This window comes from Terrabacter sp. 2RAF25, assembly GCF_052115265.1.
Lineage (GTDB): Bacteria > Actinomycetota > Actinomycetes > Actinomycetales > Dermatophilaceae > Terrabacter.
Window position 1 is genome coordinate 158,322 of sequence record NZ_JBFRGJ010000005.1, and the last position, 26,244, is coordinate 184,565.

Genomic DNA, 26,244 nt, shown 5'->3' on the forward strand with positions numbered 1-26,244 from the left:
CTGTGGTCCACCTCTCCGAAGCCGAGTTCGACGGCGCCGTCGGCGATGCCCTCGACTCCATTCCCACGGGGCTGGCACGAGCCATGGACAACGTGGTCGTGCTCGTCGAGGACGAGCCCCCGGCTGATGACCCTGACCTGCTAGGCGTCTACGACGGCACACCCCTCACCGAGCGCGACGGCTGGTGGGCCGCCGGCGCCCTCCCCGACCGCATCACCATCTTCCGGGGGCCGCTGCAGCGCATGTGCGAGACGCGCGAGGAGCTGCGTCACGAGATCGCCGTCACGGTGGTGCACGAGGTCGCGCACCACTTCGGCATCGACGACGACCAGCTGCACCAGCTCGGGTGGGGCTGACACGAGCCGAGAGCACGCCCCCGGTGCCGCCCTGAGGGGATGCACGAGGGGTGGACAGAACCCTTTACGGGGGCACCGAGGGGGTCTACCGTCGAGGGACACAACCGATCGGACGGAGGTGCCCTGGATGTTCACTCCCATACGATCGCACTGCGAGCCCGAAGGGCCGTGAAGAGCAGTGACGACTGAAGGGGAAGGCGCGCGCCTTCCCCTTCGTCATGTCCGGGGACGCTCGGTCGGAGGCCGAGATCACCCGATGCGCAGCTGAACCGCGAAACAGATCGCCCGACTCGCCACCGTTTGCGATGAATCGTCCACTCCGGGCAGGAGTTCGAGGCATGGACGCTGTCCGCCGAGACCGGCAGACTGGGTCTCCGTAGGGGGAATGGTCACTCGGGGATCGTGAAGGATTTCGCCGTGTCCCAGAAGGCTACGACCTCGCTCAACCGACGACTGCTGCCACGTCGACGCATGGCCTCCCTCGGCTGGGCCGTCGTCGTCCTGCTGGCCCTCGCCATCCCCGTCCTGCTGCTCGCGCGCACCGGGGTCCTCTCCGGCCTGCCGCTGCTGCACGTGCTCTCACTCGCCACCGGGCTCATCGCGCTGTCCCTGCTCGTGGCGGCCTTCCTGCTGCCGTCCCGGGTGCGCACGCTCACCAGCCAGCTCGGCATCGAGCGCGTGCTGAGGGCGCACCGGGCGCTGGCGATCGGCACCGGAACGATCGTGCTCGCGCACCTCGTCTTCGCCGTCGCCCACTCCCCCAAGGGCCTCGGCCTGCTCGACCTGCGCGACGCGCCACCCAGGGTGTGGTTCGCGCTCACCGCCACGGTCTGCCTCGTGGCCATCGTCGTGCTCGCGTGGACCCGGCGGCGACGCCGCCCGCGCTACGAGGGGTGGCGCCTCTCCCACGTCATCCTGGCCAACGTCGTCGTGCTGGCAACCGCCATGCACGTCTGGCTGCTCGACGACCTGGTCAACAATGCCGTCGTGCTCGTGTGGTTCACCCTGCTCGCCGTGGTCGTCGTCGGGTTGTGGGTCTACCGGTGGTGGTGGCGTCCTCGCCGGCAGCGCCGGAACGCGTACCTCATCGACGAGATACGACAGCATGCCGACAGCTCGGCCACCCTCGTCCTGCACGCCGACGGGCACGAGGGAGTTCCGTTCCGCCCGGGCCAGTTCGCCTTCCTGAAGATCGGCGCCTCGCCGCACGTCTTCGAGGAGCACCCGTTCACCATCGCGTCCGCCGCGACCGAGCCGTGGCGCAAGGAGTTCACGATCAAGGCCCTCGGTGACTTCAGCGAGCTCGTCGCCGGCATGAAGGCCGGTCGGCGCGTCTACCTCGACGGCCCCCACGGCTCGTTCACGGTCGACGGACTCGCGTCCGAGGCCATCGTCCTGATCGCGGGCGGGGTCGGCATCACGCCCATGTTGAGCATGGTCCGCACCCTCGCCGAGCGCCGTGACCAGCGCCCGATCGTGCTCTTCGTCGCGGGACGCACCGCTGATGACCTGCTGCACCGGGAACGCCTGGACGGCCTGGTGCACGACCTCGACCTGCACATCGTGGAGATCCTGGAGGAGCCCCCGCACAGCTGGGACGGCGAGGTCGGCTGGCTCACCCGGCCCATGCTCAAACGGCATCTGCCGCTGCGGCGCAGGCTCCGCATCGACTACTTCATCTGTGGGCCCGGCCCCATGGTGGCTGCCGTGACCCGCACCCTGGAAGGGCTCGGGGTCCGCAACAGCCGGATCCACACGGAGCTGTTCGACGTCGTCTGACGACGGCACCCCCCGCAACCGAGAAGGACCCGGTCGCCGAGGCGACCGGGTCCTTTCACGACTCCCCGACGGGGAGCGAGTGTCTCAGATCGAGTACTCGCCCGAGAACGACTCGAACACCCAGAGGCAGACAGCGACGACGCCGAGGAACGCGCCGATGATGAACAGCCACCACCCGACCGCGAGGCCGGCGAACATGATGGCGCCCGAGCCGGCGAGCCAGAGCGGGGTCCACGAGCTGGCGACGAAGTAGCCGTAGTTGCCCTCGGCGTCCTCGATCTCACCCGACGCGTTGTCCTCGGGGCGCAGCGGCAGCTTCTTGCCGGTCATCCAGAGGTAGAAGCCGGTGAGGGCGAAGAGCAGGGCGGTGAGCAGCAGGGCCACCACGCCGATCGGCTCGGACCACTTGGACCAGAAACCGTAGATCAGGGTGACCGGAACGAAGAAGACGACCAGGTAGAGGAACAGCTTGGTCTCGACGCGCATGGTGTCAGTCCTCACGCTTCTCGGTGTGGGTGGCCTTCTCGGGGGCGGCCACGTCGGCCGGCCCCATCACCTGCACCAGGGTGTTGCGGTCAGCGATCGGCGTGCCGCCCGCCACCGACTCGGGGTGGTGCAGGTCGAACGCCGGGCGCTCGGACCGGATGCGCGGCAGCGACGTGAAGTTGTGCCGCGGCGGCGGGCAGGAAGTCGCCCACTCGAGTGAGGCGCCGTAGCCCCACGGGTCGTCGGACTTGACCAGGGGCGCGTGACGCCAGGTCTTCCACACGTTGTAGACGAACGGGATCATCGAGGCGCCGAGCAGGAAGGCACCGACGCTCGAGACGATGTTGGCCGCCTGGAAGCCCTCCTCCGGCAGGTAGTCGGCGTAGCGGCGGGCCATGCCCTCGACACCGAGCCAGTGCTGGATGAGGAACGTCATGTGGAAGCCGATGAAGAGCATCCAGAAGTGGATCTTGCCGAGCTTCTCGTCGAGCATGCGGCCGGTCAGCTTGGGCCACCAGAAGTAGTAGCCGGAGAACATCGCGAAGACCACGGTGCCGAAGACGGTGTAGTGGAAGTGCGCGACGATGAAATAGCTGTCGGACAGGTGGAAGTCGAGGGCCGGGCTCGCGAGGATGACGCCGGTCAGGCCGCCGAAGAGGAAGGTGACGAGGAAGCCCATCGCCCAGAGCATCGGCGTGGCCATGACGACCTTGCCGCCCCACATCGTGCCGATCCAGTTGAAGAACTTCACACCGGTCGGCACGGCGATGAGCATCGTCATCACCGAGAAGAAGGGCAGGAGCACTTGCCCGGTGACGTACATGTGGTGCGCCCAGACGCTCGCCGACAGTGCAGCGATGGCGATCGTGGCGAAGACGAGGGTCTTGTAGCCGAAGATCGGCTTGCGCGAGAAGACCGGCAGGACCTCGCTGATGATGCCGAAGAAGGGCAACGCGATGATGTAGACCTCGGGGTGGCCGAAGAACCAGAACAGGTGCTGCCACAGCATGGCGCCGTTGTTCTCGGCGTCGAAGATGTGCATCCCGAACCGGCGGTCGCCACCGAGGGCGAAGAGCGCCGCGGCCAGGATCGGGAAGACGAGGATCGCGAGCAGCGAGGTGACCAGCACCGTCCAGGTGAAGATCGGCATGCGGAACATCGTCATGCCGGGCGCGCGCAGGCAGATGATCGTCGTGATGAAGTTGACGGCACCCAGGATCGTGCCGAAGCCGGCCATGGCCAGGCCGAAGACCCAGAGGTCGCCACCGAGGCCGGGACTGTAGCTGACGTCGGACAGCGGGGCGTAGGCGAACCAGCCGAACGCCGCCGCACCCTGCGGCGTCAGGAAGCCGACGGACGCGATGAGGCCACCGAAGAGGTAGAGCCAGTAGGCGAACATGTTGAGGCGCGGGAAGGCGACGTCGGGCGCCCCGATCTGCAGCGGCATCACGGCGTTCGCGAAGCCGGCGAAGAGCGGCGTCGCGAAGAGCAGCAGCATGATCGTGCCGTGCATCGTGAAGAGCTGGTTGTACTGCTCGGGGTTGTCGACGATCTGCAGGCCCGGCGCGACGAGCTCGGCGCGGATCAGCAGCGCCATCAGGCCGCCGAGCAGGAAGAACACGAACGAGGTGATGAAGTAGAGGTTGCCGATGACCTTGTGGTCGGTCGTCGTCACCCACTTCACGAACGTCTGGCCCTTGGCCGGCCGTGGCCTGGACGTGGTGAGGGGCGTGGACTGCGCCTCACGGTTGAGGGTTGCGGACGTCATCAGTTGCTCCCAGTGCGGGCGGGTGCGGGGATCTTGTCGATGTCGGACTGGACCATCTTCTCGCGGCTGACGTCGACGGGGATGAGGCCCTCCTGCCCGATGGACTTGAGGCGGGCCATCTCCTGGTCGTACTCGGCCTGCGGCACGACCTTGACCATGAACAGCATCTGCGAGTGGTAGGCGCCGCAGAGCTCGGCGCACTTGCCCTGGAAGGTGCCGGTCTGGGTGGGCGTCAGCTGGAACTTGTTCGTCTTGCCGGGGAGCATGTCCATCTTCATCATGAACGCCGGCACCCAGAAGCTGTGGATCACGTCGCGGGCGTTGAGCACGAACTCCACGCGCTTGTTGACCGGCAGGTAGAGCACGGGCATCTGCGCCCGCTTGCCCTCGCTGCCGTCGAGCTCGGTGTGGACACCACTCTCGTGGACGTTCGAGTCGACGTAGTTGAAGTCCCAGCTCCACTGCTTGGCGACGACGCTGACCGTGAGGTCCTGCTTCGTGCTCGTGTCGACGAGGGCGGCCTCGTCGCGGGCGGTGTAGTAGAAGAAGACGGCCACCATGAACACCGGGATGACGGTGTAGAGAAGCTCCATCGGCACGTTGTAGCGCAGCTGCACGGGGAGGGTCTCGTCACCCTTGCGCTTGCGGAACCGGATGGCGGCGTAGAGCATCAGGCCCCACGTGATGGCACCCACCCCGAGCACGGCGATCCAGCTGCCGATCCAGAGGTCGGTGACCCGCTGCCCGCTGTCGGAAACCACTGGAGGCAGATAACCGTTGGACACCTGACCCTGGCAACCAGCCAGGGCGAGACTCGCGAGGGCCGCGAGCCCAACGATGCGGACCGGCGTGCGTCGCCGCCTGGTCTCCCCTACCACTGGCGTCACCACCGGTGTCGCCACTGGGGTGTCTTCGTGCTCAGGCACCAGGTGCACCTTTCGTTCCGTACGTGGGCGCGCAGGGCGCGCGTCGAACGTGTTCACGTCAAACCGTCAGGGCAGCCAAGGCCCACGTCGGCAACCCTACCGCCCCTCTCGTCACGCTGTCCGCAGGGGGCGGCTAACGTTGCGGCGTGGTCAGTCACGATCCGGGAACAACCCCTGGACAGGGTGTCGCAGGCCCGTCAACGCCCTCCGGAGGGGCCCCTCCGAAGCCGCGCAGACGCCTGCTCGACGCCGCCGCGGGACCACTCCACCCGGTGGCTCGCGACACGCTGCTGGCCGCCCTCGAGGTGGGTTGGGCCGACCCCGCCCGGCTCCACGCAGAGGGTCGACGGGCCGCTGCGCTGCTCGACCGTGCGCGCGAGGTCGTGGCAGCGGGCCTCGGGGTCCGACCCGCCGAGGTGAGCTTCCTGCCGGGCGGCCCCACGGCGCTCTCCAAGGCGGTCGAGGGGGTCGCGTATGCCGCCCGGCGGCGTGGGGCACGCACCGTGGCCTCCGCGGTGGAGCACTCCGCGGTGCTCGTCCCGGCCCGCGCGCGGGCGGCCGCGGCCGACGACGCACGGCTGCTCGCCGAGGTGGCCGTGGACGCGGCGGGGCGGCTCGACCTGGGCGCCTGGCGCGAGGCTCTGGCGGTGCCCGGCACGGTCGTCGCCGCGCTGCAGAGCGCCAACGGCGAGGTCGGCACGCGACAGCCGCTCGGCCCCGCTCACGAGGCAGCCTCGGCGCAAGGCATACCCCTCGTCGTCGACGCGATGGCGTCGCTCGGGCGTGACGCCGTGCCGACCGAATGGGACGTCCTGGTCGGCGACGCCCGCTCGTGGGGCGGGCCTCCGCTCGGCCTCCTCGTCGTCCGCGAGGGCGTGCGCTGGCAGTGGTCCGGGTCGCGGGCCGACGTCGAGCACGGCCGCTGGGACGTCTCCCCGTGGGTGCCGCTCGCCCTGGCCGCCGCCGAGGCCTGGCAGCAGACGTCGGCCACGCGCGCGTCCGACTCCGAGCTGACCAGGGCCCTCGTCGACGACGTGCGCTCCGCCGCCTCGGCCGTGCCCGACACCCAGGTCGTCGGCGACCCCGAGGACCGACTTCCCCACGTGGTGACGTTCTCGAGCCTCTACGTCGACGGCGAGGCTGTGGTCAACGCCCTCGACGCCGCCGGCATCTCCGTTGCCAGCGGGTCGGCCTGCACGTCGAGCACCCTCGAGCCCAGCCACGTCCTCGTCGCGATGGGCGTGCTCACCCACGGCAACGTCCGGGTGACCCTTCCCCTGCCGGCGGTCTCACCCACACTGTCCGAGGACGTCGCCGCCTTCACCACCGCGCTGGCCCCGACGATCCGGTCGGTGCGCGACCAGCTGGGGGTGGGTGACCTGTGAGCCCACAGGCCGGTGACGACCCCGGCACTCCCGAGCAGGGGGGCGAGGTCGACCGAGTCGTCGACGCCCGCGGCGAACGCTGCCCGCTGCCGGTCATCCGGCTGGCGCGGCTCGTGCGCGACGAGCCGCACGTGCGCCGGGTGACGGTGCTGGCCACGGACCCGGCCGCGGCCCACGACATCCCGGCCTGGTGCCGCATGCGCGGCCAGCGCTTCGTCGAGACACGTGCGGAGGACGACCACACGGCATACGTCGTCGAGGTCGTCAGGCCCAGCACGCCGGAAGCGGCGCGCTGAGCACCGTCGGCAGGGTCGCGAGGTACTCGTCGCGGGGCACCTCAAGCACCCCGAGCGTGGCCAGGTGCGGCGTCTGCCACTGGACGTCGACCAGCCGCCGTGGGTCGTCGTCGGCGCGCAGCAGGGCGCACAGGCCGACGAGAGCGACCTTCGAGGCGTCACGCACGTGGTGGAACATCGACTCCCCGGCGAAGAGACCGCCGATCGCCACCCCGTAGAGGCCACCGACGAGCACGCCGTCCTGCCACGTCTCCACCGAGTGGGCCCACCCCGCGTCGTGCAGCTCGACGTAGGCGTCGACGATGTCGTCGGTGATCCAGCGGCCCTCGCGGTCGGGCGCGGCGCACGCCTCGACGACCGAGCGGAACTCCGTGTCGACCCGGACCTCGAAGTGGGCCATGGCCTTGCGCAGGGAGCGGCTCACGACCAGCTCGCGCGGGCGCAGGACCCCGCGGGGATCGGGTGACCACCAGCCGATCGGTTCGGCGCCTTGGTCGCCGATCCCCATCGGGAACACCCCGATGGAGTACGCCTCGAAGAGGGTTGCGACGTCGAGGTCGGCACCGATGCCGATGAGGTCCTCCCCCTGAGGTACGCGGTCCAGCGCGAAGTCCCAGGAGGTGGGCGGCGGAGGCGTGGGCACGGGGCTTCCTGCGGTCGAGGGGTGCGCTGCTCGTGGGGTGGGGGTCAGTGTTCGAGCGTCGGCGTCGTCACGGGCGCGGGCAGGTGATGTGCGGGCCGATCTCGTCGGCCGACTCGCTGCCGTACGCGTCGGCGAGGCGCTCGAGGAAGCGCTCCTTGCCGAGGACGTACTCCTGCGTGCCGACGGTCTCGATGACGTAGGTCGCCAGCATCGACCCGAGCTCGGCGCACCGCTGGACGGGCAGGCCGGCCGCGAGACCGGTCAGGTAGCCGGCGCGGAACGCGTCGCCGACCCCCGTGGGGTCGGCCTTGCGCACCTCGCGGGCGATGCCCACCTCGACGGCCTCGCTCTCGCCCCGCACCCGGACGGTGACGCCGTCCTTGCCGCGGGTCTTGACCTGCACCCGGACCCGGTCGGCGAGCTCGTCCTCGCTCCAGCCCGTCTTCTGGCAGGCCAGGTGGCTCTCGTACTCGTTGGTGAAGAGGTAGTCGGCGCCGTCGATGAGCCGTGCGATCGTGGGGCCGTCGCAGAAGGCGAGCTGCTGCGACGGGTCGGCGGCGAAGGGGATGTCGCGGGACCGGCACTCGTCGGAGTGCCGCAGCATCGCCTCGGGGTCGTTGGCGCCCACGACGACGAGGTCGAGGCCGCCGGCGCGCTTGGCGACGGGGGCCAGCTCGATGTCGCGGGCCTCGGTCATGGCGCCGGCGTAGAAGGTGGCGATCTGGGCCATGTCGCGGTCGGTCGTGCAGATGAAGCGGGCGGTGTGCTGCGACTCGGAGTAGTGCACGCCGCCGCAGTCGACGCCGTGGCGCTCGAGCCAGCTGCGGTAGTCGGTGAAGTCCTCCCCCACCGCGCCGACGAGCAGCGGCCGCTGGCCGAGGTTGGCCATGCCGAAGGCGATGTTCGCCGCCACCCCACCTCGACGCACCTGGAGGTCCTGGGTCAGGAACGAGAGGGAGATCTTGTCGAGCTGCTCAACGACGAGCGAGTCGGCGAAGAGTCCGTCGAAGGTCATCAGGTGGTCGGTGGCGATGGAACCGGTGATTGCGATCTGCACGGCACGAACCTACCCGCCAGGGTGGGCCCACCGGTCAGGGCCGCACCGGACGCCTCGGCCGCACGGGGCGCTCAGGGCGCTCGGGGCGCTCAGGGCGCTCGGGGCGCTCGGGGCGCTCAGGGCGCTCGGGGCGCTCGGGGCGCTCGGGGGCAGCGAGCGCGCGGCGGAAAGACCCGGGAACGGCGAAGGGCCCGACCGTGACGGTCGGGCCCTTCGGGTGCTGCGTCGTGTGGTGGTGCGCCGACGCCGCGCGACTCAGCTGAACGAGTCGCCGCAGGCGCAGCTGCTGCCCGCGTTGGGGTTGTCGATCGTGAAGCCCTGCTTCTCGATCGTGTCGGCGAAGTCGATCGTGGCGCCCTCGAGGTACGGGGAGCTCATGCGGTCGACGACGACCTCGACACCGTCGAAGTCGCGGACGAGGTCACCGTCGAGGGAGCGCTCGTCGAAGTAGAGCTGGTAGATGAGGCCGGAGCAACCGCCCGGCTGGACACCCACGCGCAGGCGGAGGTCGTCGCGCCCCTCCTGCTCGAGCAGGTTCTTCACCTTCGTGGCCGCGACGTCCGTCAGGACGACACCGTGGGCGGGAGCCTCGGTCTGAACCTCGGCGGGAGATGCGTTCGTCTCGACACTCATGTGTTGGTCCTTCACGTCGTGGAGCATGGGTCAGGAGTGACAACCCACGCCGTATCGGATGTGTTCCCGACTCCCCACAGGATACGTCGGCCCACCGACGATCCGTGCATCGTCCCCGGCGTCGGGGGGTCCGGGCGTTCAGGATGTGGACGGTGACCAGGTGCGAGCCACGCGGGCCGCACGGTCGGCGAGGCGTTCGGCCGGCTCGGCGAGGGCGGCGGCGACCTGGTCGTGACGCTCCGCCACCGGATATACGCCAGACAGCCCAGCAGCCATGGCCTCGCGGCGCCCCACCAGGGTCTGGCCGGGAACCGCGATGACGGGGACACCGACGCGTGCTGCCGCCTCGGCGACCCCCACGACGACCTTGCCGCGCAGGGACTGCCAGTCGAAGCTGCCCTCCCCCGTGACCACGAGGTCGGCACCGGCGACGAGGTCGGCGAATCCGACGGCGTCGAGCACCGCCTCGACCCCGGAGACGCGGCGGGCGCCGAGCAGGTGGAGGGCGTAGCCGAGCCCTCCGGCGGCGCCGGCGCCCGGCTCGCGTTCGGGCTTGAGCAGGGCGCCGGTCAGCAGGTCCCTGGCCGGCGGCCGGACGCGTGCGACGACGCTGGCGAAGTGGCCGAGCGCGTTCTCGAGCCGTTGGGCGTCCTCCTCGGTGGCACCCTTCTGCGGACCGAAGACGGCGCTCGCCCCCTTCAGGCCGAGCAGGGGTGAGTCGACGTCGCTCGCGATGACGAGGTCGACGCCCCGCAGCCGGTCGCGTGCGGCGTCGAGCCCGGCAAGGTCGTCGGCGGTCGTAGCCTCGAGGGCCAGACCGCCCCGGCCGAGACGCGCGACGTGGCCCGCACCCAGAGCCGCGAGCAGGCCGGCTCCGGCGTCGTTGGTGCCCGACCCGCCGAGCCCGATGACGATGCGGCGCGCGCCGGCATCGAGCGCGGCGAGCACGAGGGAGCCCACCCCGACCGTCGACGTACGCGTGGGGTCGCGCTCGTCGGGCGCGAGCAGGTGGAGCCCCGCCGCCTGGGCCGACTCGATGTAGGCCGTGCGACCCCCGGCGCCCGAGGTCAGCAGGATCGTGGCCGGGACCTCGCGCCCGAGCGGGTCGGTCGTGACGACGGCGTGCACCTCGCCGTCGAGGTTCTCGGCCAGTACGTCGACGAAGCCGGGGCCGCCGTCGGAGAGGGGCACGAGGGTGAGCCGGTCGTTCGGTGCGGTGCGGGCCCAGCCCTCGGCCATCGCGTCCGCTGCCTGGAGCGCCGTGAGGGTGCCGGTGTAGCAGTCCGGGGCAATGATGACGTGCACGAGCGGCATCCTCCCACCGATCGAGAGAACGCTTGGTCACCCCTGAACACCTACGGAGCGTTCTCTCGATTGCGCCCCCCTCTGATCGAGAGAACGCTGAGTCACCGCCGAACACCTACGGAGCGTTCTCTCGATTGGGGCCGCCTCTGATCGAGAGAACGCTTGGTCACCCTGGACAGCTACGGAGCGTTCTCTCGATTGCGCCCCCCTCTGATCGAGAGAACGCTTGGTCACCCCTGGACGGCTACGGAGCGTTCTCTCGATTGGGGCCGCCTCTGATCGAGAGAACGCTTGGTCAGCCCTGAACAGTTACGGAGCGTTCTCTCGATCGGTCAGGCAGGAAGAGGCCGGCGTCGCCGAACTCGTGCCAGGCGTAGCGGTGCGCGACGGCCTCGTCGTAGGCGAGCTGCGTCAGGGCCTCGCCTGCCACGGACTCGACGAGCAGAAGGTGCGAGGCGTCCGGGTTGTGCCAGCCGGTGATGAGGCCGTCGACGACCCGGGCCGGCCGCTCGGGTGAGATGACGAGGTCCGTCCAGCCCGCCGCTGCGTGCACCACGCCGACGTCGTCCGCCGCGGACTCGATCGCGCGCGTCGCCGTCGTGCCCACCGCGACCACGCGGCCGCCGGTGGCGCGCACGTGGTTGACGAGTGCGGCCGTGGAGCCGGAGACCGCGAAGCGCTCGGGCTGGGGCGCCTCCCCCGCCTCCTGCGACGAGAGCCCGGTGTGCAGGGTGATCGGGGCGACCAGCACACCGGCGCTCACGAGCCCGGTGGCGAGCCGCGTCGTGAACGGCCTCGCCGCGCTCGCCATCTCGGCGCTGCCGGGCACCGTCGCGAAGACCGTCTGGTACGCCTCCACCGGGAAGCGCTCGCGCAGGTAGCCGTACGCGACGGGCCGGCCGTGCGTCTCCAGGTGCCGAGCCAGCGTGCACTCGTCGAGCTCCACAGCCCTCCATAGCCGGTTGCCCCCGGCGGTCGGCGAGGACCCTGATCGCGGGTACGGCGCGACGAGGCGGAGCCGGGGTCCGTCGGCCGCCCCGGCGCGGGGCTCCCGCCGCGCCCCGAGCTCGACGACGTCGCCCTCGGCCGCGTCGAGGACCGGGTGGGCGGCGTCGGGCGCAGTGCGCAGCTCGACGACCCACGTGCAGTCGTCGAGCTCGGTCGCGACGTGCACGACCACCGCACCGCGTCCGGCGATCCGTCCGTCGACCTCTGCGGCGATTGTTGCCGAGTTGTTGACGAGGAGCAGGTCGCCGGGGCGCAGGTGGTCCCCGAGGTGCGTGAAGGTCGTGTGCTCGATGGAGGTCGACCCGTCCGTCGCCTCGGTCGCGACGAGCAACCGCACCCCGTCCCGACTCAGCCCCCTGGCCTCCGGAGGGGCGGCGGCCGTGAGGTCGTCGGGGCTCCGGAAGACCGTGTGCGGGACGTGCGCGAGCGTCGTCCTCACGAGACCACCCCCGTGCTCGCCGCAGCGATCAGCTCCGCCGCCCGGTAGCGACCGCTGAAGGGGCGTGCGTCGAGGAGCGCCAGCAGGGCCGGCACCGCGACGTCGTCCGGCATCGGCCGGTCGGAGATGTCCTCGCCGCTGAACGCCGCCTGGTGCATGGCCGTGCGCATGTCGCCGGGGTCGACGGCATACGCCCTGATGCCCGGCTCCTCGGCCGCGAGCGTCAGGGTGAGGTGGTCGAGGGCGGCCTTGGAGGCGCCGTAGGCGCCCCACGTCTCGTAGTGCTCGACGCCCGCGTCGGAGGACACGTCGACGACCGCACCGGACGCCTTGACGACCAGTGCCAGCAGCTCGCGCAGGAGCGCGTGCGGCGCGACGACGTTGACGGCGAGCACCCCAGCCAGGTCGTCGGTCGTCAGCTCGCGCAGCGGCCGCAGCGGGACGGGGCCGAGCGCGCTGGCGTTGTTGACGAGCAGGTCGAGCCCGTTCGGGCCGGCCAGCTCGCGGACGACGTCGACGACCTCGCTGCGGTGGCCGGCGTCGCTGACGTCGCCGGCGACCCCGACGGCCCGATGCCCGTGCCGGCGCAGGGATCCGACGGTCTCGGCCACGTCGGCCGCGGACCGGGCGGTGACGACGAGGTCCCAGCCCCGAGCGGCCAGGGCATCGGCGAGCGCTCGGCCGAGGCCGCGAGTGGCGCCCGAGATGAGAGCGGTGGGCATGTGGACTCCTTGGTTCGTGAGGTCGATGGCCACAGCGTCAGACATCAAGCCGACTTGAAGTCAAGGGCGTATGCCGGAAGGTACGTCGGGCGGGGACGGCGCCACCTCAGCGGGCGGCATACGATCTGGGCATGACGACGGCACCGGCCCCGCTCCCCCTCCTCGTGCTCGGGCAGGGCACCGACCTGCACACCGAGCGTGGGGTCGAGTGTCCCGGCGACCTGCCGGCCCCCTCGGACCCCGACCTGGTGTCGCGGGCGCGGGCCGCGAAGGCAGCCCTGGGCGACCAGGTCTTCGTGCTCGGGCACCACTACCAGCGCGACGAGGTCATCGAGTTCGCCGACGTCACCGGCGACTCCTTCAAGCTCGCCCGCGACGCCGCGGCCCGGCCCGACGCGCCCTACATCGTCTTCTGCGGTGTGCACTTCATGGCCGAGTCGGCCGACATCCTCACCAGCGAAGAGCAGACGGTGATCCTGCCCGACCTCGCCGCCGGGTGCTCGATGGCCGACATGGCCGCGATCGCCCAGGTCGAGGACTGCTGGGACCAGCTGGCGGCGGCCGGCGTGGCCGACCAGACGATCCCCGTCACCTACATGAACAGCGCGGCGGCCATCAAGGCCTTCACGGGTCGGCACGGCGGCACGATCTGCACCTCGTCCAACGCCCGCACCGCTCTCGACTGGGCCTTCGAGCAGGTCGGCGGCGTCGGGCTCGAGGGCACCGGCACCGGCACTGGCACCGGCACTGGCAAGGTCCTCTTCCTGCCCGACCAGCACCTCGGGCGCAACACGGCCGTGCGCGAGCTCGGCCTCTCCCTCGACGACTGCGTGGTCTGGGACCCGCACCGCCCGAACGGCGGCCTGACGCGCGAGCAGCTCGAGGCCGCCCGGATGATCCTGTGGCGCGGCCACTGCTCCGTGCACGGCCGATTTTCCGTCGAGGCCGTCGAGGCAGCCCGTCGCGAGATCCCCGACGTCAAGGTGATCGTCCACCCCGAGTGCCGCTACGAGGTCGTCGACCTCGCCGACGAGGTCGGCTCGACCGAGAAGATCATCCAGACGATCGCCGCGGCGCCCGACGGGACGTCATGGGTCGTGGGCACCGAGCTCAACCTCGTGCGTCGCCTTGCCGCGCAGTTCCCGAACCAGCGGATCTCCTTCCTGGAGAAGAACGTCTGCTACTGCTCCACGATGAACCGCATCGACCTTCCGCACCTGGTGTGGGCGCTCGAGTCGCTCGTCGAGGGTCGGGTGGTCAACCCGATCCGCGTCGACCCGACCGTCGCGGCCGAGGCCCGCGCCGCGCTCGACCGGATGCTCGCCCTTCCCGGCAAGACCCACAAGGACTGAACCCGTGGCGCTGCCGCTCGACCGCATCGCCGTCATCTCCGACGTCCACGGCAACGTCACCGCCCTCGAGGCCGTCCTCGCCGACATCGAGGCGCGCGGCATCACCCGGGTGCTCAACCTCGGCGACGTGGTCGGCAAGGGTCCCCGCGGCGCCGAGGCGATCAAGCGGACGCGTGACACGTGCGAGGTCACGGTTCGCGGCAACTGGGACTCGCTCATCGGGGACTGGGAGGGCTTCGTGGCCCGCGGCGACGTGCCGCGCTTCGTCGCCGGCCGGTGGACGCGCGACGAGCTCAGCGACGAGGACGCCGAGTGGCTCGTGTCGCTGCCCAACGCGTACGACCTCGTCATGAGCGGCAAGCGCATCCGCCTGTTCCACGCGTCGCAGACGAGCGAGTTCGTGCGGGTGCGCTGGGAGCACACGATGGACGAGTTCCGCGGCATGTTCACCAACACCGACTTCACCGGCCCCTGGGCCCCCGACCTCCAGGGGCACCCGTCCGACGCGTGGCCGGAGGGCACGACCCCGGACGTCGTCGGCTACGGCGACATCCACGGCGCCTACCTCGAGGCCGACGAAGGGCTGCTGCTCTTCAACGCCGGGGCCGTCGGCAACCACCTCGACGGGCCCACCGCGCCCTACTGCATCTTCGAGGGCGTCACCGACTCCCTCGTGCCGCAGAGCTTCTCGGTCAACTTCGTCCGCGTGCCCTACGACATCGAAGCCGAGGTCGCCGCGGCCCGCGAGCTCGGGATGCCCGACGTCGACGCGTATGCCCTCGAGCTGCGCGAGCAGCGCTACCGCGGCGCCAGCAAGCCCACCTCCTGACGAGGCGGGCCGGCCGGGCGACCTGCGGGTCAGCCGCGCGGCAACGCCCCCAGACGGGCGAGGAAGACCGCCTCGGCCACGCAGACCTTCTCGAACTCGCCGAGGTGCAGGGACTCGTTGGCCCCGTGGGCACGCGTGTCGGGGTCCTCGACGCCCGTGACGATGATCGCGGCCTCCGGGAAGCGCGCAGAGAAGTCGGAGATGAACGGGATCGACCCGCCGACGCCCATGTCGACCGGCTCGGTTCCCCACGCGTCGGCGAACGACGACCTCGCCTGGTCGTAGACGGGCCCGTCGGCGTCGGCCGCGAAACCAGCGCCGTGCTCCTCGAGCTCGATCGACACCCGGGCGCCCCAGGGGGCGTTGGCCTCGAGGTGCTCGCGCACGCGCTCGAACGCAGCCATCGGGTCCTGCGTCGGAGCCAGGCGCACCGAGATCTTCGCGGCGGCCTTCGCGGACAAGGTGTTCGAGGCCTTGTCGATGCTCGTCGCATCGATGCCGATGGTCGTGATCGAGGGCTTGTTCCACAGGCGCGAGAGGATCGAGCCTGAGCCGATGAGCGAGACGCCGTCGAGCAGGCCGGACTCGCTGCGGAAGCGCTGCTCGTCGTACGCGATGTCGGCAGCCTCGCCCGCGTCGAGGCCCGCGACGGCCACGTTGCCCGCGTCGTCGTGGAGTGACGAGAGCAGGCGCACGAGGGCCGTGACCGCGTCGGGTGCGGCACCGCCGAACATGCCCGAGTGCACGGAGTGGTCGAGCGTCTGCACCCGGACGACGACGCGGATGCCGCCGCGCAGCGTCGTCGTCAGCGCCGGTGTGCCGATGTCCCAGTTGCCGGAGTCGGCGATCACGATCGCGTCGGCCGCGAGCCGGTCGCCGTGCTTCTCCAGGATGGTGCCAAGCGACGGGGAGCCGGACTCCTCCTCGCCCTCGACGAAGACCGTCACGCCGACAGGCAGGTCGCCCGAGTGCGCCCTCAGGGCCGCGATGTGCGCCATCACCCCCGCCTTGTCGTCGGCCGCGCCGCGCCCGTAGAGCCTGCCGTCGCGCTCCTCCGGCTCGAACGGGGCGCTGTCCCAGTCGGTCTCGTCGCCCGGAGGCTGTACGTCGTGGTGGGCGTAGAGGGTGACGGTCGGGGCGCCCTCGGGCCCGGCGATGTGGCCGATGACGGCCGGACGACCGCCCTCGACGACGACCTCGACGTCGAGGCCCTCGCGGCGCAGCAGCTCCGCCACGGCGTCGGCGCTGCGGGCGACGTTGCTCTGGTCGAACGACGCAGCCGAGACGCTCGGGATGCGCACGAGCTCCTCGAGGTCGGCGCGGACCTGGGGCATCAGCCCCGCCACGCGGTCGCGGAGCTGCTGGATCTGGTCGGGGGTGAGTGCGTCGGTGGTCACGGAGCGACCCTACCGAGGCGGGCCCGGCCGCCGTGGGTGGTGGTGTGTACGTTCACCCGATGGCAGACAACACGTTCCTGGCCGGCCAGCGACCCTGGCTCCAACGGCTGGGCAACCTCCGCAACGTCGTCCGTCAGGAGATGGTCACCCGGCAGCTGGCCGCGCACCTGCCTCGCGGTCCACTGAGGGTGCTCGACGTCGGCGCCGGTCAGGGCACCCAGGCGCTGCACCTCGCGCGGCTCGGGCACGCCGTGACGGCCGTCGAGCCCGACGGCCGGATGAGGGCTGCGTTCGAGGAGGCGGCTCGGAACCTGACCGACTCCCAGCGCGACCACGTGACGCTCCTCGCGTCCGACCTGGCCGGGCTGGCCAGCGTGACGCAGCCGACGGCATACGACGTCGTCATGTGCCACGGCGTGCTGATGTACCTCCCCGAGAGCCGACCTGCCGTCGCGGCGCTCGCCCGAAGGGTCGCTCCGGGAGGCATCGTCTCGCTGGTCGCCCGCAACGGCGACGCCATGGCCTGGCGTCCAGCGGCCCGCCACGACTGGCCGGCTGCCCTCGCGGTCCTCGAGGAGGTGCGCCGCGCGGTCGAAGAGGGCCGAAGCGCCGACTACCGCAACGAGATCGGCGTCGACGCCCGCGCCGACACCAGGGCGTCGCTGACGGCTGACTGCGAGGCGGCCGGGCTCGAGCTCACCGCCTGGTACGGCATTCGTGTCGCGAGCGACAACGTGCCGGTCGACGAGCCGGCCCCCGAGGGCGACCACCTCGCCGTCCTCCTCGACGTCGAGGAGCGGCTGGGGTCGACCGACCCCTACCGCGCCCTGGGCAGCCTCGTGCACGTCGTCGCCCGCCGCAGGGGCTGACTGGGCCGCCCTGTCGTGCTTGGCTCGGAGCATGGACGCCGTGGATCCCGTCGCCGCCGCCTTCGAGGCGGTGCGGCGCGAGGGGTTCCTGCCCCGCAGGGCACGGTCACGGGCCGACCACGACGGCCCGATCCTCATCGGTCACGGGCAGACCAACTCGCAGCCGCGCACCGTCGCCGACATGCTCCGCCTCCTCGACGTGCGCCCGGGCCAGCGGGTCCTCGACGTCGGCTCCGGCTCAGGCTGGACGACGGCGTTGCTCGCCCACCTGACCGGTCCGGAGGGCGCCGTCGTCGGCGTGGAACTGGAGCCCGACCTCGCCCGATGGGGGGCCGAGAACGTCGCAGCCGTGGGTATGCCGTGGGCCAGCGTGCGCGAGTCCCTGCCGGGTGTGCTCGGTGACCCCGAGCACGCGCCGTGGGACCGCATCCTCGTCTCCGCCGAGGCCGACGAGCTGCCACCGTCACTGGTCGGGCAGCTCGCCGACCCGGGGCGTCTCGTCATCCCCGTCGCCGGCACCATGACCCTCGTCGTGCGCGCCGGCGGCGACGTGTCGACGAGCGGGCACGGTCGCTACCGCTTCGTCCCGCTGAGGCAGCCTCGCCCCGGCGGGTCCTGAGGCCCCCGTGCCGCGGGTCGGGCACGCCCGGCTCGCGATCAGCACCGACCACCCGGCGGGACGCCAACGGCGCCGTGGAGCAGAGGGAGACGCGACCCGGGTGCCGGGCCGAGCTGGTACGCCCTCCGTCACCACACCGTCCTCGCCACCTGGGCGCGATGCGGGGCTACCGCGCGGTTCGGCTTAGAGTGGCTCCGTGTTCGGACGCAAGAAGACCCTCAACGACGAGCTCGCCACCCAGGTCGAGACCGACCCGGCCCGGCCCGGCGCCAAGAACCGGCCCACGCCGAAGCGGCGCGAGCAGGAGGCCCTCAACAAGCGTCCGCTCATCGTCACCGACCGCAAGGCGGCCACGAAGCAGGACAAGACCGCGCGACGCGAGGCGATGGCCAAGCAGCGGGCCGGCATGCTCGTCGGCGACGAGAAGTACCTCCCGGCCCGCGACAAGGGTCCACGCCGGCGCTTCATCCGCGACTCCGTCGACTCCCGCTGGAACATCGGCGAGTTCATGCTGCCGATCATGCTCATCGTGCTGCTGCTGAGCTTCGTCCGCACGAACTGGGCGCTGCTGCTCGTCTTCGTGCTGGTCTACGGCCTGATCCTCGTGGCCATCGGCGACGCACTGCTGATGTGGCGCCGCACCCGCCGCAAGGTCGAGGACAAGTTCGGCCAGGCCGAGAAGGGCGACGCGTGGTACGCCATCATGCGCGCCTTCCAGATGCGCCGCACGCGGATGCCCAAGCCGCAGATCGACCGCGGCAACCCCCCGGCCTGAGCCACCCCCGCAGCCGCCGCAGCTCCCCCTGCGGGGCGGCCAGTGAGCGGTCAGCTCATCAGGTCGGCGAACGCGAGGGGCTCTCGCGTGACGGCATACGTGGCGAAGTAGAGCTTCTGGACCGAGCCGTCACCGTCCCGGACGACGTCGAGCACCTCGCCGCGCTCGCGGCCCTCGACGGCGCGGTAGCGGTCGGGCCCCTCTGCGGCATACCTCGTCTCCGCCAGGGGGTCGTCGTCGCCCAGCCGTGACCACAGCTGGCCACCGCGCACGAAGAAGGTGAGCGGCGAGCCCTCGGACCACCAGAGCCCGAGCAGCTCGGTGAGCGCGGGCTGGTCGGCCTCGGGGACCCAGGCGTCCTGCAGCGGCGGCTCGGCGTCGACGACGGCCTCGACCAGGTCGGTCGCGAGGGCCAGGGTCAGGGCTCCCGACGTTGCGTTGGCGAAGACGACGGCCCCGATGCCCTCCTTGCGGCGCACCCGCAGCCCGGTGAGGAAGCCGGGCATCGCTCCCCCGTGCCCGACGAAGACCCGGTCGCCGCGCCGGCCCATGCCGAAACCGAGGCCGTAGGCGCCGCTCCAGCCGTCGACGTCGGTCATGATGATCGGCCGGCACATCTCGTCGATCGTCTCGGGCCTGACCACCCGGTCGTCGGGCGTCGCGACGTAGGCGGCGTAGCGGGCCATGTCGGCCACGGTGGACCAGAGACCTCCGAGCGGCGCCGTGGCGTTGAGGATGAAGAGCGGCTCCTCGCGGGCGGTGCCGGCATACGGGTCGACCTGGTAGCCGAGGGCGCGGTCGCCGGCCGGCGCCAGGCCCGTGCGCGTCATGCCGAGCGGGTCGAGCACCCGCTCGCGCACGACTGCCTCCCAGCCCTGTCCGGTGACGCGCTCGACGACCTGGCCGAGCAGCCCGTACGCGAGGTTGGAGTAGTGGAAGGCGTGGTGGGCGGGCAGCACCTGCTCGGCCTCCTCGACGCCCGCGAGGAACGCCTCGCGCTCGGGCGCCTCGAGGGTCTCCCAGATGTTGCCGACCGGCTCGCGCTGCAGGCCTGAGGCGTGGGCGAGCATCTGCCGCAAGGGAACCCGTGCGTGCCTGCTGCCGGGGACGTACGCGTCGAGGGTGTCGTCGAGCGACAGCCGGCCCTCGTCACGCAGTGACATGACCGCCAGCGCCGTGAACGTCTTCGTGACGGATCCGATCATGAACTGGGTGTCGTCACCGGCCGGCGCCGGCGTGTCACCGAGACGCGCCGACCCGACGTGGGCCGACCAGACGAGGGCTCCGTCGCGCACGACGCCGACGCTGACGCCGGGCGCACGCCAGGACCGCTGGGCGGTGACGACGCGGGTGAGCAGGTCGCGCTCGAGGCCGGCCGACAGCGCCGCGGTCGCCGGTCGGCTCACTCGGACGCCCGCAGGCTCATCGGGCCGTAGACGACGGTGCCGTCCTCGCGCAGCGTGACCGCCTCGACACCGCCCTCGAGCAGCTCTCGCCACGACTCGCCGAGATAGCTCTCGGCATCGCTCTGGGTCGGGAAGCCGCTCGTCGTGAGCCCCTCCCCCTGCATCGGCTCGCCGTGGGCGTCGAGGAACAGCCAGGTCCAGTCAGCGCTCATGCGGCCACCCTAGACGGCGCCGTGTTTGACGTGTGGCGGGCCACCGTGCCACGGTTCGCCTAACCGAAGGACGATGGGGCAAGCCGGTGCGACTCCGGCGCTGACCCGCAACCGTGATGCCGACCCCTGCCGCTGCGCGGCCCGGGCCGACCAGCCGGAAAACCCGCGTCCCACCGGCTCCTTTGTCAGTCTGTCGTGGAATGCGGACCGGAGTCACCCGCCGGGCCGGCAGCAGCCACCAACCCGACACGGTGTCCGACCCGCGAGGAGGAAACGTGTCCGCTGTCCATCGTGCCCGTCGTGCCCCGTTGCGAGTCGTGCTCGCCGCCCTCGTGGCGGCCGGCCTCGCGGCCCTGACCGTCGCCCCGGCTCACGCCGCAGCCTTCCGGTTCTGGGGCTTCTACCAGCTCACGAACGGTGCCTGGGCCTTCGCCCAGAAGGGCTCGGACCAGACCGTGCCCAAGGACGGCAGCGTCGACGGCTGGCGCTTCGCCGTCGCCGACGAGGCCTCGACCCGTTTCCCCCGGGCCGTGCTGACCTTCGACCAGATCTGTGCCACGACCCCCGCCGAGACGGGCAAGAAGCGCGTCGGGGTCGTCGTCGACTTCGGGCGGGCCGCCGACTCGTCCGACAACGCGACGCCCCCCGAGCCCAGGGCGCTGTGCGCCGTCGTGGCAACGGACGCGACGAGCTCCGTCGTGCTCGCAGCCGCGGGCGAGGTGCGCACCGAGAAGGGTCTCGTCTGCGGTGTCGCGGGCTTCCCGGCGACGGAGTGTGGCGCGCCCGTCAAGACCGTCACCCCGGAGGCGAAGGCCGCGGACCAGCCCGTGACGATCGCAGCGCCCGCCGCGACACCTTCTGCAGCCGCGTCGACGCCGGCGTCGGCGGGCACCGGCTCCGACGTCGCCGGGGCACCCGCCGCGGCGAGCTCGGGGACGAACACGACGGCATACGTCATCGCGGTGATCGTGCTGCTCGCACTCATCGGCTACCTCGTCGTCCGCTCGCGCTCCCGCGCCCGCCGGGACGCCTGAGACCGCGGAGGCGACGCCGGCGTGACGCAGCAGCGTGCTCGGCTCCAGCACCCAGCAGCCTGGTGGCTGTGGGGGCTGGGCCTCGCGACCGCAGCGTCACGCACGACCAACCCGGTCGTGCTCCTGCTCGTCATCGGCGTCTGCGTGCTCGTCGTCAGCGAACGTCACGACCCGGCCACGCCGAACCCGCTGCCCGCCTTCCTCGTGATCGGCACGGTCATCCTCGCGTTCCGCCTCGTCATGACCGCCGTGCTCGGCAACGGCATCGTCGGTGACACGGTGGTCGTCACCCTCCCCCGTGTCCCGCTCCCCGACTGGGCGGCGAACGTCCGGCTGGGCGGCGCGGTCACGCTCGAGGCGCTGCTGTATGCCGCCTACGACGCCCTCCGGCTCGCCGCGATCCTCGCGTGCCTCGGTGCCGCCAACGCCCTGGCGAGCCCGCGCCGGCTCCTTCGCTACCTGCCCGCCACGCTCTACGACGTCGGCACCGCAGTCGTGGTCGGCCTGACGTTCGCGCCGCAGCTGCTCACCGACGCGCGCGACGTCCGGGCCGCCCGCACCCTTCGCGGTCGCGACGGCCGCGGCCTGCGCGAGACGGCCCGGCTCGCCGTGCCGGTGCTCGAGACGGCGTTCGAGCGGTCGCTGGGGCTTGCGGCGTCGATGGAGTCGCGCGGATACGGGCGCGCCGTCAGGTCGTCGTCCACCAGCCGCCGCACGGCCACCGGTCTGGCGCTCGCCGGACTGGTCGGGGTGCTTGCCGGGCTGTACGGGCTGCTCGACGCCTCGGCCGGTGGCCTGCTCGGCCTGCCGGTGCTGGTGCTGGGGGCGGCCCTCGCGACGGCGAGCCTCGTGGTGGGCGCCTCGCGCGACGTGCGCTCGGGCCACCGCCGTGACCGCTGGGCGTGGACCGAGACCGTGACCGTGGCATCCGGGCTGGTGCCGGCGGCGGTGCTCGTCGTCGGGTCGGTGCGGGGCTGGGACGGCGTCGTGCCGTCGCAGCAGGCCGAGCTGCCGGCCCTGCCCCTGCTCGCGGTGGTCGCCGTGCTGGTCGCCGCCATCCCCGCCTGGGTGACCCCACCGCCGCGAGAGGCCGTGCCGTGATCACCTTCGACCACGTGTCGGTCCAGTACGCCGACGCTGCGTCCCCGAGCCTGCACGACGTCACGCTCGAGATCCCCGAGGGCGAGCTGGTGCTCGTCGTCGGGCCCACCGGCAGCGGCAAGTCGACGCTGCTGCGCACCGTCAACGGCCTCGTCCCGCATTTCAGCGGAGGCACCCTGACCGGCCGGGTCACCGTCGACGGCCTCGACACCGCCGAGCACCGCCCTCGCGACCTCGCCACGGTCGTCGGTCTGGTCGAGCAGAACCCGACATCGACGTTCGTCACCGACGTCGTCGAGGACGAGGTCGCCTACGGCATGGAGACGATGGGTCTGGACCCGACGACGATCCGCCGCCGCGTCGAGGAGACCCTCGACCTCTTCGGGCTGACGCCGCTGCGCGGGCGGTCCTTGCGCGCGCTCTCGGGCGGCCAGCAGCAGCGGGTGGCGATCGCAGCCCTTTTCGCTGCGGGTCCGCGGGTCCTCGTGCTCGACGAACCCACCTCAGCACTGGATCCCGTTGCGGCAGAAGAGGTCCTCGCGTCGCTGCACCGCATCGTCCATGACCTCGGGGTCACCGTCGTGCTGGCCGAGCACCGCCTCGAACGGGTGGTGCACCACGCCGACCGGGTGCTGCTCGTCGACGACGGCCACGTGTCCGAACTGCTCGAGCCCGCCGAGGCCATGCTCCGCTCGCAGATCTTCCCGCCCGTCGTCGGGCTCTCGCGGCTCGTCGGCTGGTCGCCCACCCCGCTGTCGATCCGGGACGCCCGTCGCAAGGCTGCCTCGCTGCGTGAGGCGCTGGGAGGCTCCACACCCGTCACGACGTCAGACCTTCGGGTCATCGGTCCCGACGACGCGGTCGTGCTCGACGGGGTGCGGGTCGTGCGCGGCGGCAGGACGGTGCTCGACGCGATCGACCTCACCGTCTCGCGAGGCTCGGTCACCACGCTCATGGGCCGCAACGGGGCCGGCAAGTCGACCCTGCTCGGCGCCGTCGCCGCCCAGCACCGGGTCGCCGCCGGCCGCGTCAGGGTCGGGGCCGCGGCGACGGACCCCCATGCCACGCCGCCCAGAGACCGGGTGCGCACCGTCGGGCTGGTGCCGCAGCAGCCCGAGCTGCTTCTCTACGCCGACACGGTGGCGAGCGAGTGCGCCGCGGCGGACGCCGACTTCGGCGCAGCGGCCGGCACCTGCCGGGCGCTCCTGGACCGCATCTCCGGAGGCATGGACCCCACCACGCACCCTCGTGACCTGTCGGAGGGACAGCGTCTCGAGCTCGCCCTCGCGGTGATCCTGTCCGGCTCCCCCGAGGTGCTGCTGCTCGACGAGCCCACCCGCGGGCTCGACTACGGCGCGAAGCGGCGGCTCGGTGAGGTGCTGACAGGGCTAGCCGCGGGCGGCACCACCGTCGTGCTCGCCACCCACGACGTGGAGCTGGCTGCGGAGATCGCCGACCGCGTCGTCATCCTGGCCGACGGCGAGGTCGTCACCGACGGATCCGCCCGAGAGGTGCTCTCGTCCTCGCCGGCCTTCGCCCCCCAGGTGACCAAGGTGCTGCTCCCCCAGACCTGGCTCACCGTCGCAGAGGTCGCGGGCGCCCTGGAGAAGATCGCATGACCACCCGTCGCGTCATCCCGCTGCGCTGGCCGGCCGTCGCGGCAGTCGCGGTGGTCGGGGTCGTCGGGCTGGTCGCGTTCACCTGGCCCTTCTTCGTCACGGGCGACTTCGCCCGCGACCACGGCAACGACGCGCCGTGGCTGTTCGCGCTGCTGCTGGCCCTGCTCGCCGTCGTGTGCCTCGCCGAGGTCACCGCCGGACGCCTCGACGCGAAGACCATCGCCGTGCTCGGCGTGGCGGCCGCCGCCGGTGGCGCGCTGCGTCTGCTCAGCGCCGGGACGGCCGGCCTCGAGCCGATGTTCTTCATCGTGATCGTCGCGGGGTGCGTGCTCGGTCCCGGGGTCGGCTTCGTGTCCGGCGCGCTGGCCGTGACGACCGGCGCCCTGCTGACCGGCGGTGTGGGGCCCTGGCTGCCGTTCCAGATGATCTGCGCGGGCGGCATCGGGCTCGGGGCGGGGCTGCTGCCGGTGCGCGCGGGCGGGCGCGCCGAGCGCTGGGTCGTGGCGGCATACGCCCTCGTGACCGGGCTGGTCTACGGCGTCTTCATGAACCTCTGGTTCTGGCCCTTCCTCGGCACGAGCGCGCCGACCGGGATGGGCTTCGTGCCCGGCGCCTCGCTCGCCGACAACATCGGTCACTACGCGCTCTTCTACGTGACCACCTCCCTCGGTTGGGACCTTCCGCGCGGAGTGCTCAACGCCGTGCTCGTGCTGCTGGCCGGTCCAGCCCTGCTCCGCGTCTTCCGTCGGGGCGCCCGACGTGCCGCGTTCGGGGTGCCCGTCGTCTTCGCACCCACAGTCGAGAAGCCCTTGCAGGACGCCGGAGGGCCGCGATGACCACCGTGCCGCCGCGTCGGGCCGTCACCACGACCCTGGTCACCGGACCCGTGCGCAGCGGGAAGAGCCGCCACGCCGAGGACCTGCTGTGGCTGTCCGAGTCGGTCACCTACGTCGCGGCCGGCCGCCGCGCGACGCCTGACGACCCCGAGTGGAGCCGTCGGGTGGCAGACCACCAGTCGCGCAGGCCGGACTCGTGGCGCACCGTCGAGACCGCAGACGTCGCGGCCACGATCGCGGCCACCGCAGGGCCCCTGCTCGTCGACTGCCTCGGCACCTGGCTGACGGCCCTCGTCGACGAAGCCGGGTGGGACGACCTCGAGGCTGCGGCCGAGGTCGTCCGCGCTGCCGGTGACCGCCTCGTCGAGTCACTCTGCGCCACCACTGTTCCGGTCGTCGTCGTCACCAACGAGGTCGGCTGGTCGCTCGTCGCGACGACCGCCTCCGGGCGCTTCTTCCAGGACGAGCTCGGGCGCCTGAACGCGCAGGTCGCGTCCGTGGCGGCGGGCGTCCACCTCGTGGTGGCCGGTCGCGTGGTCGACCTGTCGGACGCACCGGTGGTGCCGACGCAGCCACGCTCGAGGACGCTCGATGCGTGATGCCTGGCGGCTCGCGCTCGGCACCTTCACCGCCCTCCGCATCGGGCCGCCGCGGCGAGTCGACGGGCGAGCACTTGGTGGGGCGATGCTGCTCGCACCGCTCACGGCTCTTCCCGCCGCACTCGTCTGGGCCGGTCTCGGGCTGCTGGCAGGCGTCTCGGTGCTGCCGGCCGCAGTCGCGGCAGCCCTCGCGCTCGTGGTGACCGCCCTGATCTCACGAGCCCTGCACCTCGACGGCCTCGCCGACCTCGCGGACGGCCTGACCTCCGGCCACGACTCTGCGCGCTCGCTCGAGGTCATGCGTCGAGGCGACACCGGGCCGGCCGGCGCTGCTGCCCTGGTGCTCACGCTGCTTCTCCACGCTGCCTGTCTCGCAGCGCTCTTCAGCACGGGCGTCGGGTCCTCGCTGGCAGTCACAGCCCTGGTCGCCAGCAGGCTCGCGTGCGCGTTGTGTGCCCGACACGGCATACCAGCCGCTCGGCCTGAGGGACTGGGACAGGGCGTGGCCGGCACCGTCTCCCGGCGCGCCCTGGCAGTCCTGGTCGGCGTCGCCGGTGTCATCGCCGTCGGTGCCGGTGCGCTGGTCGGGCACGCCACCGCCCAGTCGCCGTATGCCGTCGCGGGAGCTCATGCGGTCGTCGTGTCGGTCGCCGTCGGTTGCGCAGTCGTCGTCCGTCGGCACGCCGTGCGGCGGCTGGGAGGCGTGACCGGCGACGTCATCGGCGCGGGGATCGAGATCTCGCTGGGCGCTGCCCTCGTCGCCGCCTCGGTGGTCGTCAGCCGCCTGGCCTGA

General features: G+C 71.9%; 27 protein-coding genes. 15 read left to right on the top strand and 12 right to left on the bottom strand.

What is annotated here, in order from left to right:
• Positions 1 to 2: 2 nt before the first annotated feature.
• Positions 3 to 356, top strand: coding sequence for a metallopeptidase family protein (locus AB4091_RS14450; RefSeq protein WP_442292444.1), 354 nt, complete (start codon positions 3 to 5; stop codon positions 354 to 356).
• A gap of 417 nt (positions 357 to 773) precedes the next feature.
• Positions 774 to 2,135 (top strand): ferredoxin reductase family protein, encoded by a 1,362-nt coding sequence (locus AB4091_RS14455; RefSeq protein ID WP_442292445.1) that lies wholly within the window; start codon positions 774 to 776, stop codon positions 2,133 to 2,135.
• An 84-nt stretch (positions 2,136 to 2,219) separates the two neighbouring features.
• Here the strand turns inward: AB4091_RS14455 and AB4091_RS14460 are convergent, their stop codons facing one another.
• The 3 genes from AB4091_RS14460 to ctaC are packed head-to-tail and all read right to left on the bottom strand — an operon-like array spanning position 2,220 to position 5,372.
• Positions 2,220 to 2,636, bottom strand: a complete 417-nt coding sequence (locus tag AB4091_RS14460; RefSeq protein WP_442292446.1) for a cytochrome c oxidase subunit 4 — start codon at positions 2,634 to 2,636, stop codon at positions 2,220 to 2,222.
• Positions 2,626 to 4,389, bottom strand: coding sequence for an aa3-type cytochrome oxidase subunit I (gene ctaD / locus AB4091_RS14465; RefSeq protein ID WP_442292447.1), 1,764 nt, complete (start codon positions 4,387 to 4,389; stop codon positions 2,626 to 2,628). The genes AB4091_RS14460 and ctaD overlap by 11 nt, the downstream gene beginning before the upstream one ends.
• The gene (ctaC, locus tag AB4091_RS14470; protein ID WP_442292448.1) at positions 4,389 to 5,372 is read right to left on the bottom strand and encodes an aa3-type cytochrome oxidase subunit II; all 984 of its coding nucleotides are present in this window, start codon (positions 5,370 to 5,372) and stop codon (positions 4,389 to 4,391) included. The genes ctaD and ctaC overlap by 1 nt, the downstream gene beginning before the upstream one ends.
• 215 nt (positions 5,373 to 5,587) lie before the next feature.
• Here ctaC and AB4091_RS14475 point away from each other — a divergent pair, with 215 nt between their 5' ends.
• A complete protein-coding gene (locus tag AB4091_RS14475; protein ID WP_442292449.1) occupies positions 5,588 to 6,700 on the top strand; it encodes a cysteine desulfurase family protein in 1,113 nt (370 codons plus the stop codon).
• On the top strand, positions 6,697 to 6,996 hold the full coding sequence (locus AB4091_RS14480; RefSeq protein ID WP_442292450.1) for a sulfurtransferase TusA family protein: 300 nt from the start codon (positions 6,697 to 6,699) through the stop codon (positions 6,994 to 6,996). The genes AB4091_RS14475 and AB4091_RS14480 overlap by 4 nt, the downstream gene beginning before the upstream one ends.
• Here the strand turns inward: AB4091_RS14480 and aat are convergent.
• From aat to AB4091_RS14510, 6 genes are all read right to left on the bottom strand, one after another.
• Complete coding sequence (gene aat / locus AB4091_RS14485) at positions 6,965 to 7,639, bottom strand: leucyl/phenylalanyl-tRNA--protein transferase (protein WP_442292451.1); 675 nt, start codon at positions 7,637 to 7,639, stop codon at positions 6,965 to 6,967. The genes AB4091_RS14480 and aat overlap by 32 nt on opposite strands.
• A 67-nt stretch (positions 7,640 to 7,706) precedes the next feature.
• Positions 7,707 to 8,696: a carbohydrate kinase family protein gene (locus AB4091_RS14490; protein ID WP_442292452.1), complete on the bottom strand. Its 990-nt coding sequence runs from the start codon at positions 8,694 to 8,696 to the stop codon at positions 7,707 to 7,709.
• Between the two features lie 255 nt (positions 8,697 to 8,951).
• Positions 8,952 to 9,329, bottom strand: coding sequence for an iron-sulfur cluster insertion protein ErpA (gene erpA, locus AB4091_RS14495; protein ID WP_442292453.1), 378 nt, complete (start codon positions 9,327 to 9,329; stop codon positions 8,952 to 8,954).
• A 138-nt stretch (positions 9,330 to 9,467) separates the two neighbouring features.
• Positions 9,468 to 10,634 (bottom strand): glycerate kinase family protein, encoded by a 1,167-nt coding sequence (locus tag AB4091_RS14500; RefSeq protein ID WP_442292573.1) that lies wholly within the window; start codon positions 10,632 to 10,634, stop codon positions 9,468 to 9,470.
• Between the two features lie 295 nt (positions 10,635 to 10,929).
• Positions 10,930 to 12,081, bottom strand: coding sequence for an S-adenosylmethionine:tRNA ribosyltransferase-isomerase (locus tag AB4091_RS14505; protein WP_442292454.1), 1,152 nt, complete (start codon positions 12,079 to 12,081; stop codon positions 10,930 to 10,932).
• Positions 12,078 to 12,803: an SDR family NAD(P)-dependent oxidoreductase gene (locus AB4091_RS14510; RefSeq protein ID WP_442292455.1), complete on the bottom strand. Its 726-nt coding sequence runs from the start codon at positions 12,801 to 12,803 to the stop codon at positions 12,078 to 12,080. The genes AB4091_RS14505 and AB4091_RS14510 overlap by 4 nt, the downstream gene beginning before the upstream one ends.
• A 131-nt stretch (positions 12,804 to 12,934) precedes the next feature.
• Between AB4091_RS14510 and nadA the strand changes: the two genes are divergently transcribed.
• Together nadA and AB4091_RS14520 are read left to right on the top strand one after the other, a co-directional pair.
• Positions 12,935 to 14,155, top strand: coding sequence for a quinolinate synthase NadA (gene nadA, locus AB4091_RS14515; RefSeq protein ID WP_442292456.1), 1,221 nt, complete (start codon positions 12,935 to 12,937; stop codon positions 14,153 to 14,155).
• A gap of 4 nt (positions 14,156 to 14,159) precedes the next feature.
• On the top strand, positions 14,160 to 14,984 hold the full coding sequence (locus AB4091_RS14520) for a metallophosphoesterase family protein (RefSeq protein ID WP_442292457.1): 825 nt from the start codon (positions 14,160 to 14,162) through the stop codon (positions 14,982 to 14,984).
• A gap of 29 nt (positions 14,985 to 15,013) precedes the next feature.
• Here the strand turns inward: AB4091_RS14520 and AB4091_RS14525 are convergent, their stop codons facing one another.
• Positions 15,014 to 16,381, bottom strand: a complete 1,368-nt coding sequence (locus AB4091_RS14525) for a dipeptidase (RefSeq protein ID WP_442292458.1) — start codon at positions 16,379 to 16,381, stop codon at positions 15,014 to 15,016.
• A gap of 59 nt (positions 16,382 to 16,440) precedes the next feature.
• Between AB4091_RS14525 and AB4091_RS14530 the strand changes: the two genes are divergently transcribed.
• From AB4091_RS14530 to AB4091_RS14540, 3 genes are all read left to right on the top strand, one after another.
• Complete coding sequence (locus tag AB4091_RS14530) at positions 16,441 to 17,250, top strand: class I SAM-dependent methyltransferase (protein ID WP_442292459.1); 810 nt, start codon at positions 16,441 to 16,443, stop codon at positions 17,248 to 17,250.
• Positions 17,251 to 17,281: 31 nt separating this feature from the next.
• The gene (locus AB4091_RS14535) at positions 17,282 to 17,869 is read left to right on the top strand and encodes a protein-L-isoaspartate O-methyltransferase family protein (RefSeq protein ID WP_442292460.1); all 588 of its coding nucleotides are present in this window, start codon (positions 17,282 to 17,284) and stop codon (positions 17,867 to 17,869) included.
• Positions 17,870 to 18,065: 196 nt separating this feature from the next.
• The gene (locus AB4091_RS14540) at positions 18,066 to 18,644 is read left to right on the top strand and encodes a DUF3043 domain-containing protein (RefSeq protein WP_442292461.1); all 579 of its coding nucleotides are present in this window, start codon (positions 18,066 to 18,068) and stop codon (positions 18,642 to 18,644) included.
• Positions 18,645 to 18,694: 50 nt separating this feature from the next.
• Here AB4091_RS14540 and AB4091_RS14545 read toward each other — a convergent pair whose 3' ends face one another.
• Together AB4091_RS14545 and AB4091_RS14550 are read right to left on the bottom strand one after the other, a co-directional pair.
• A complete protein-coding gene (locus AB4091_RS14545; RefSeq protein ID WP_442292462.1) occupies positions 18,695 to 20,050 on the bottom strand; it encodes a serine hydrolase domain-containing protein in 1,356 nt (451 codons plus the stop codon).
• Complete coding sequence (locus AB4091_RS14550) at positions 20,047 to 20,262, bottom strand: hypothetical protein (RefSeq protein ID WP_442292463.1); 216 nt, start codon at positions 20,260 to 20,262, stop codon at positions 20,047 to 20,049. The genes AB4091_RS14545 and AB4091_RS14550 overlap by 4 nt, the downstream gene beginning before the upstream one ends.
• 275 nt (positions 20,263 to 20,537) lie before the next feature.
• Here AB4091_RS14550 and AB4091_RS14555 point away from each other — a divergent pair, with 275 nt between their 5' ends.
• From AB4091_RS14555 to AB4091_RS14580, 6 genes are read left to right on the top strand one after another with little or no spacing between them, the layout of a single operon-like run.
• Positions 20,538 to 21,296, top strand: coding sequence for an SCO2322 family protein (locus AB4091_RS14555; protein ID WP_442292464.1), 759 nt, complete (start codon positions 20,538 to 20,540; stop codon positions 21,294 to 21,296).
• A gap of 21 nt (positions 21,297 to 21,317) precedes the next feature.
• Positions 21,318 to 22,397, top strand: coding sequence for an energy-coupling factor transporter transmembrane component T (locus AB4091_RS14560; protein ID WP_442292465.1), 1,080 nt, complete (start codon positions 21,318 to 21,320; stop codon positions 22,395 to 22,397).
• Complete coding sequence (locus tag AB4091_RS14565; RefSeq protein ID WP_442292466.1) at positions 22,394 to 24,016, top strand: ABC transporter ATP-binding protein; 1,623 nt, start codon at positions 22,394 to 22,396, stop codon at positions 24,014 to 24,016. Before AB4091_RS14560 ends, AB4091_RS14565 begins: the two co-directional genes overlap by 4 nt.
• Positions 24,013 to 24,852 (top strand): ECF transporter S component, encoded by an 840-nt coding sequence (locus AB4091_RS14570; RefSeq protein WP_442292467.1) that lies wholly within the window; start codon positions 24,013 to 24,015, stop codon positions 24,850 to 24,852. The genes AB4091_RS14565 and AB4091_RS14570 overlap by 4 nt, the downstream gene beginning before the upstream one ends.
• Entirely contained in the window at positions 24,849 to 25,451 is a 603-nt protein-coding gene (locus tag AB4091_RS14575; RefSeq protein ID WP_442292468.1) for a bifunctional adenosylcobinamide kinase/adenosylcobinamide-phosphate guanylyltransferase, read from the top strand. The genes AB4091_RS14570 and AB4091_RS14575 overlap by 4 nt, the downstream gene beginning before the upstream one ends.
• A complete protein-coding gene (locus tag AB4091_RS14580) occupies positions 25,444 to 26,244 on the top strand; it encodes an adenosylcobinamide-GDP ribazoletransferase (protein ID WP_442292469.1) in 801 nt (266 codons plus the stop codon). The genes AB4091_RS14575 and AB4091_RS14580 overlap by 8 nt, the downstream gene beginning before the upstream one ends.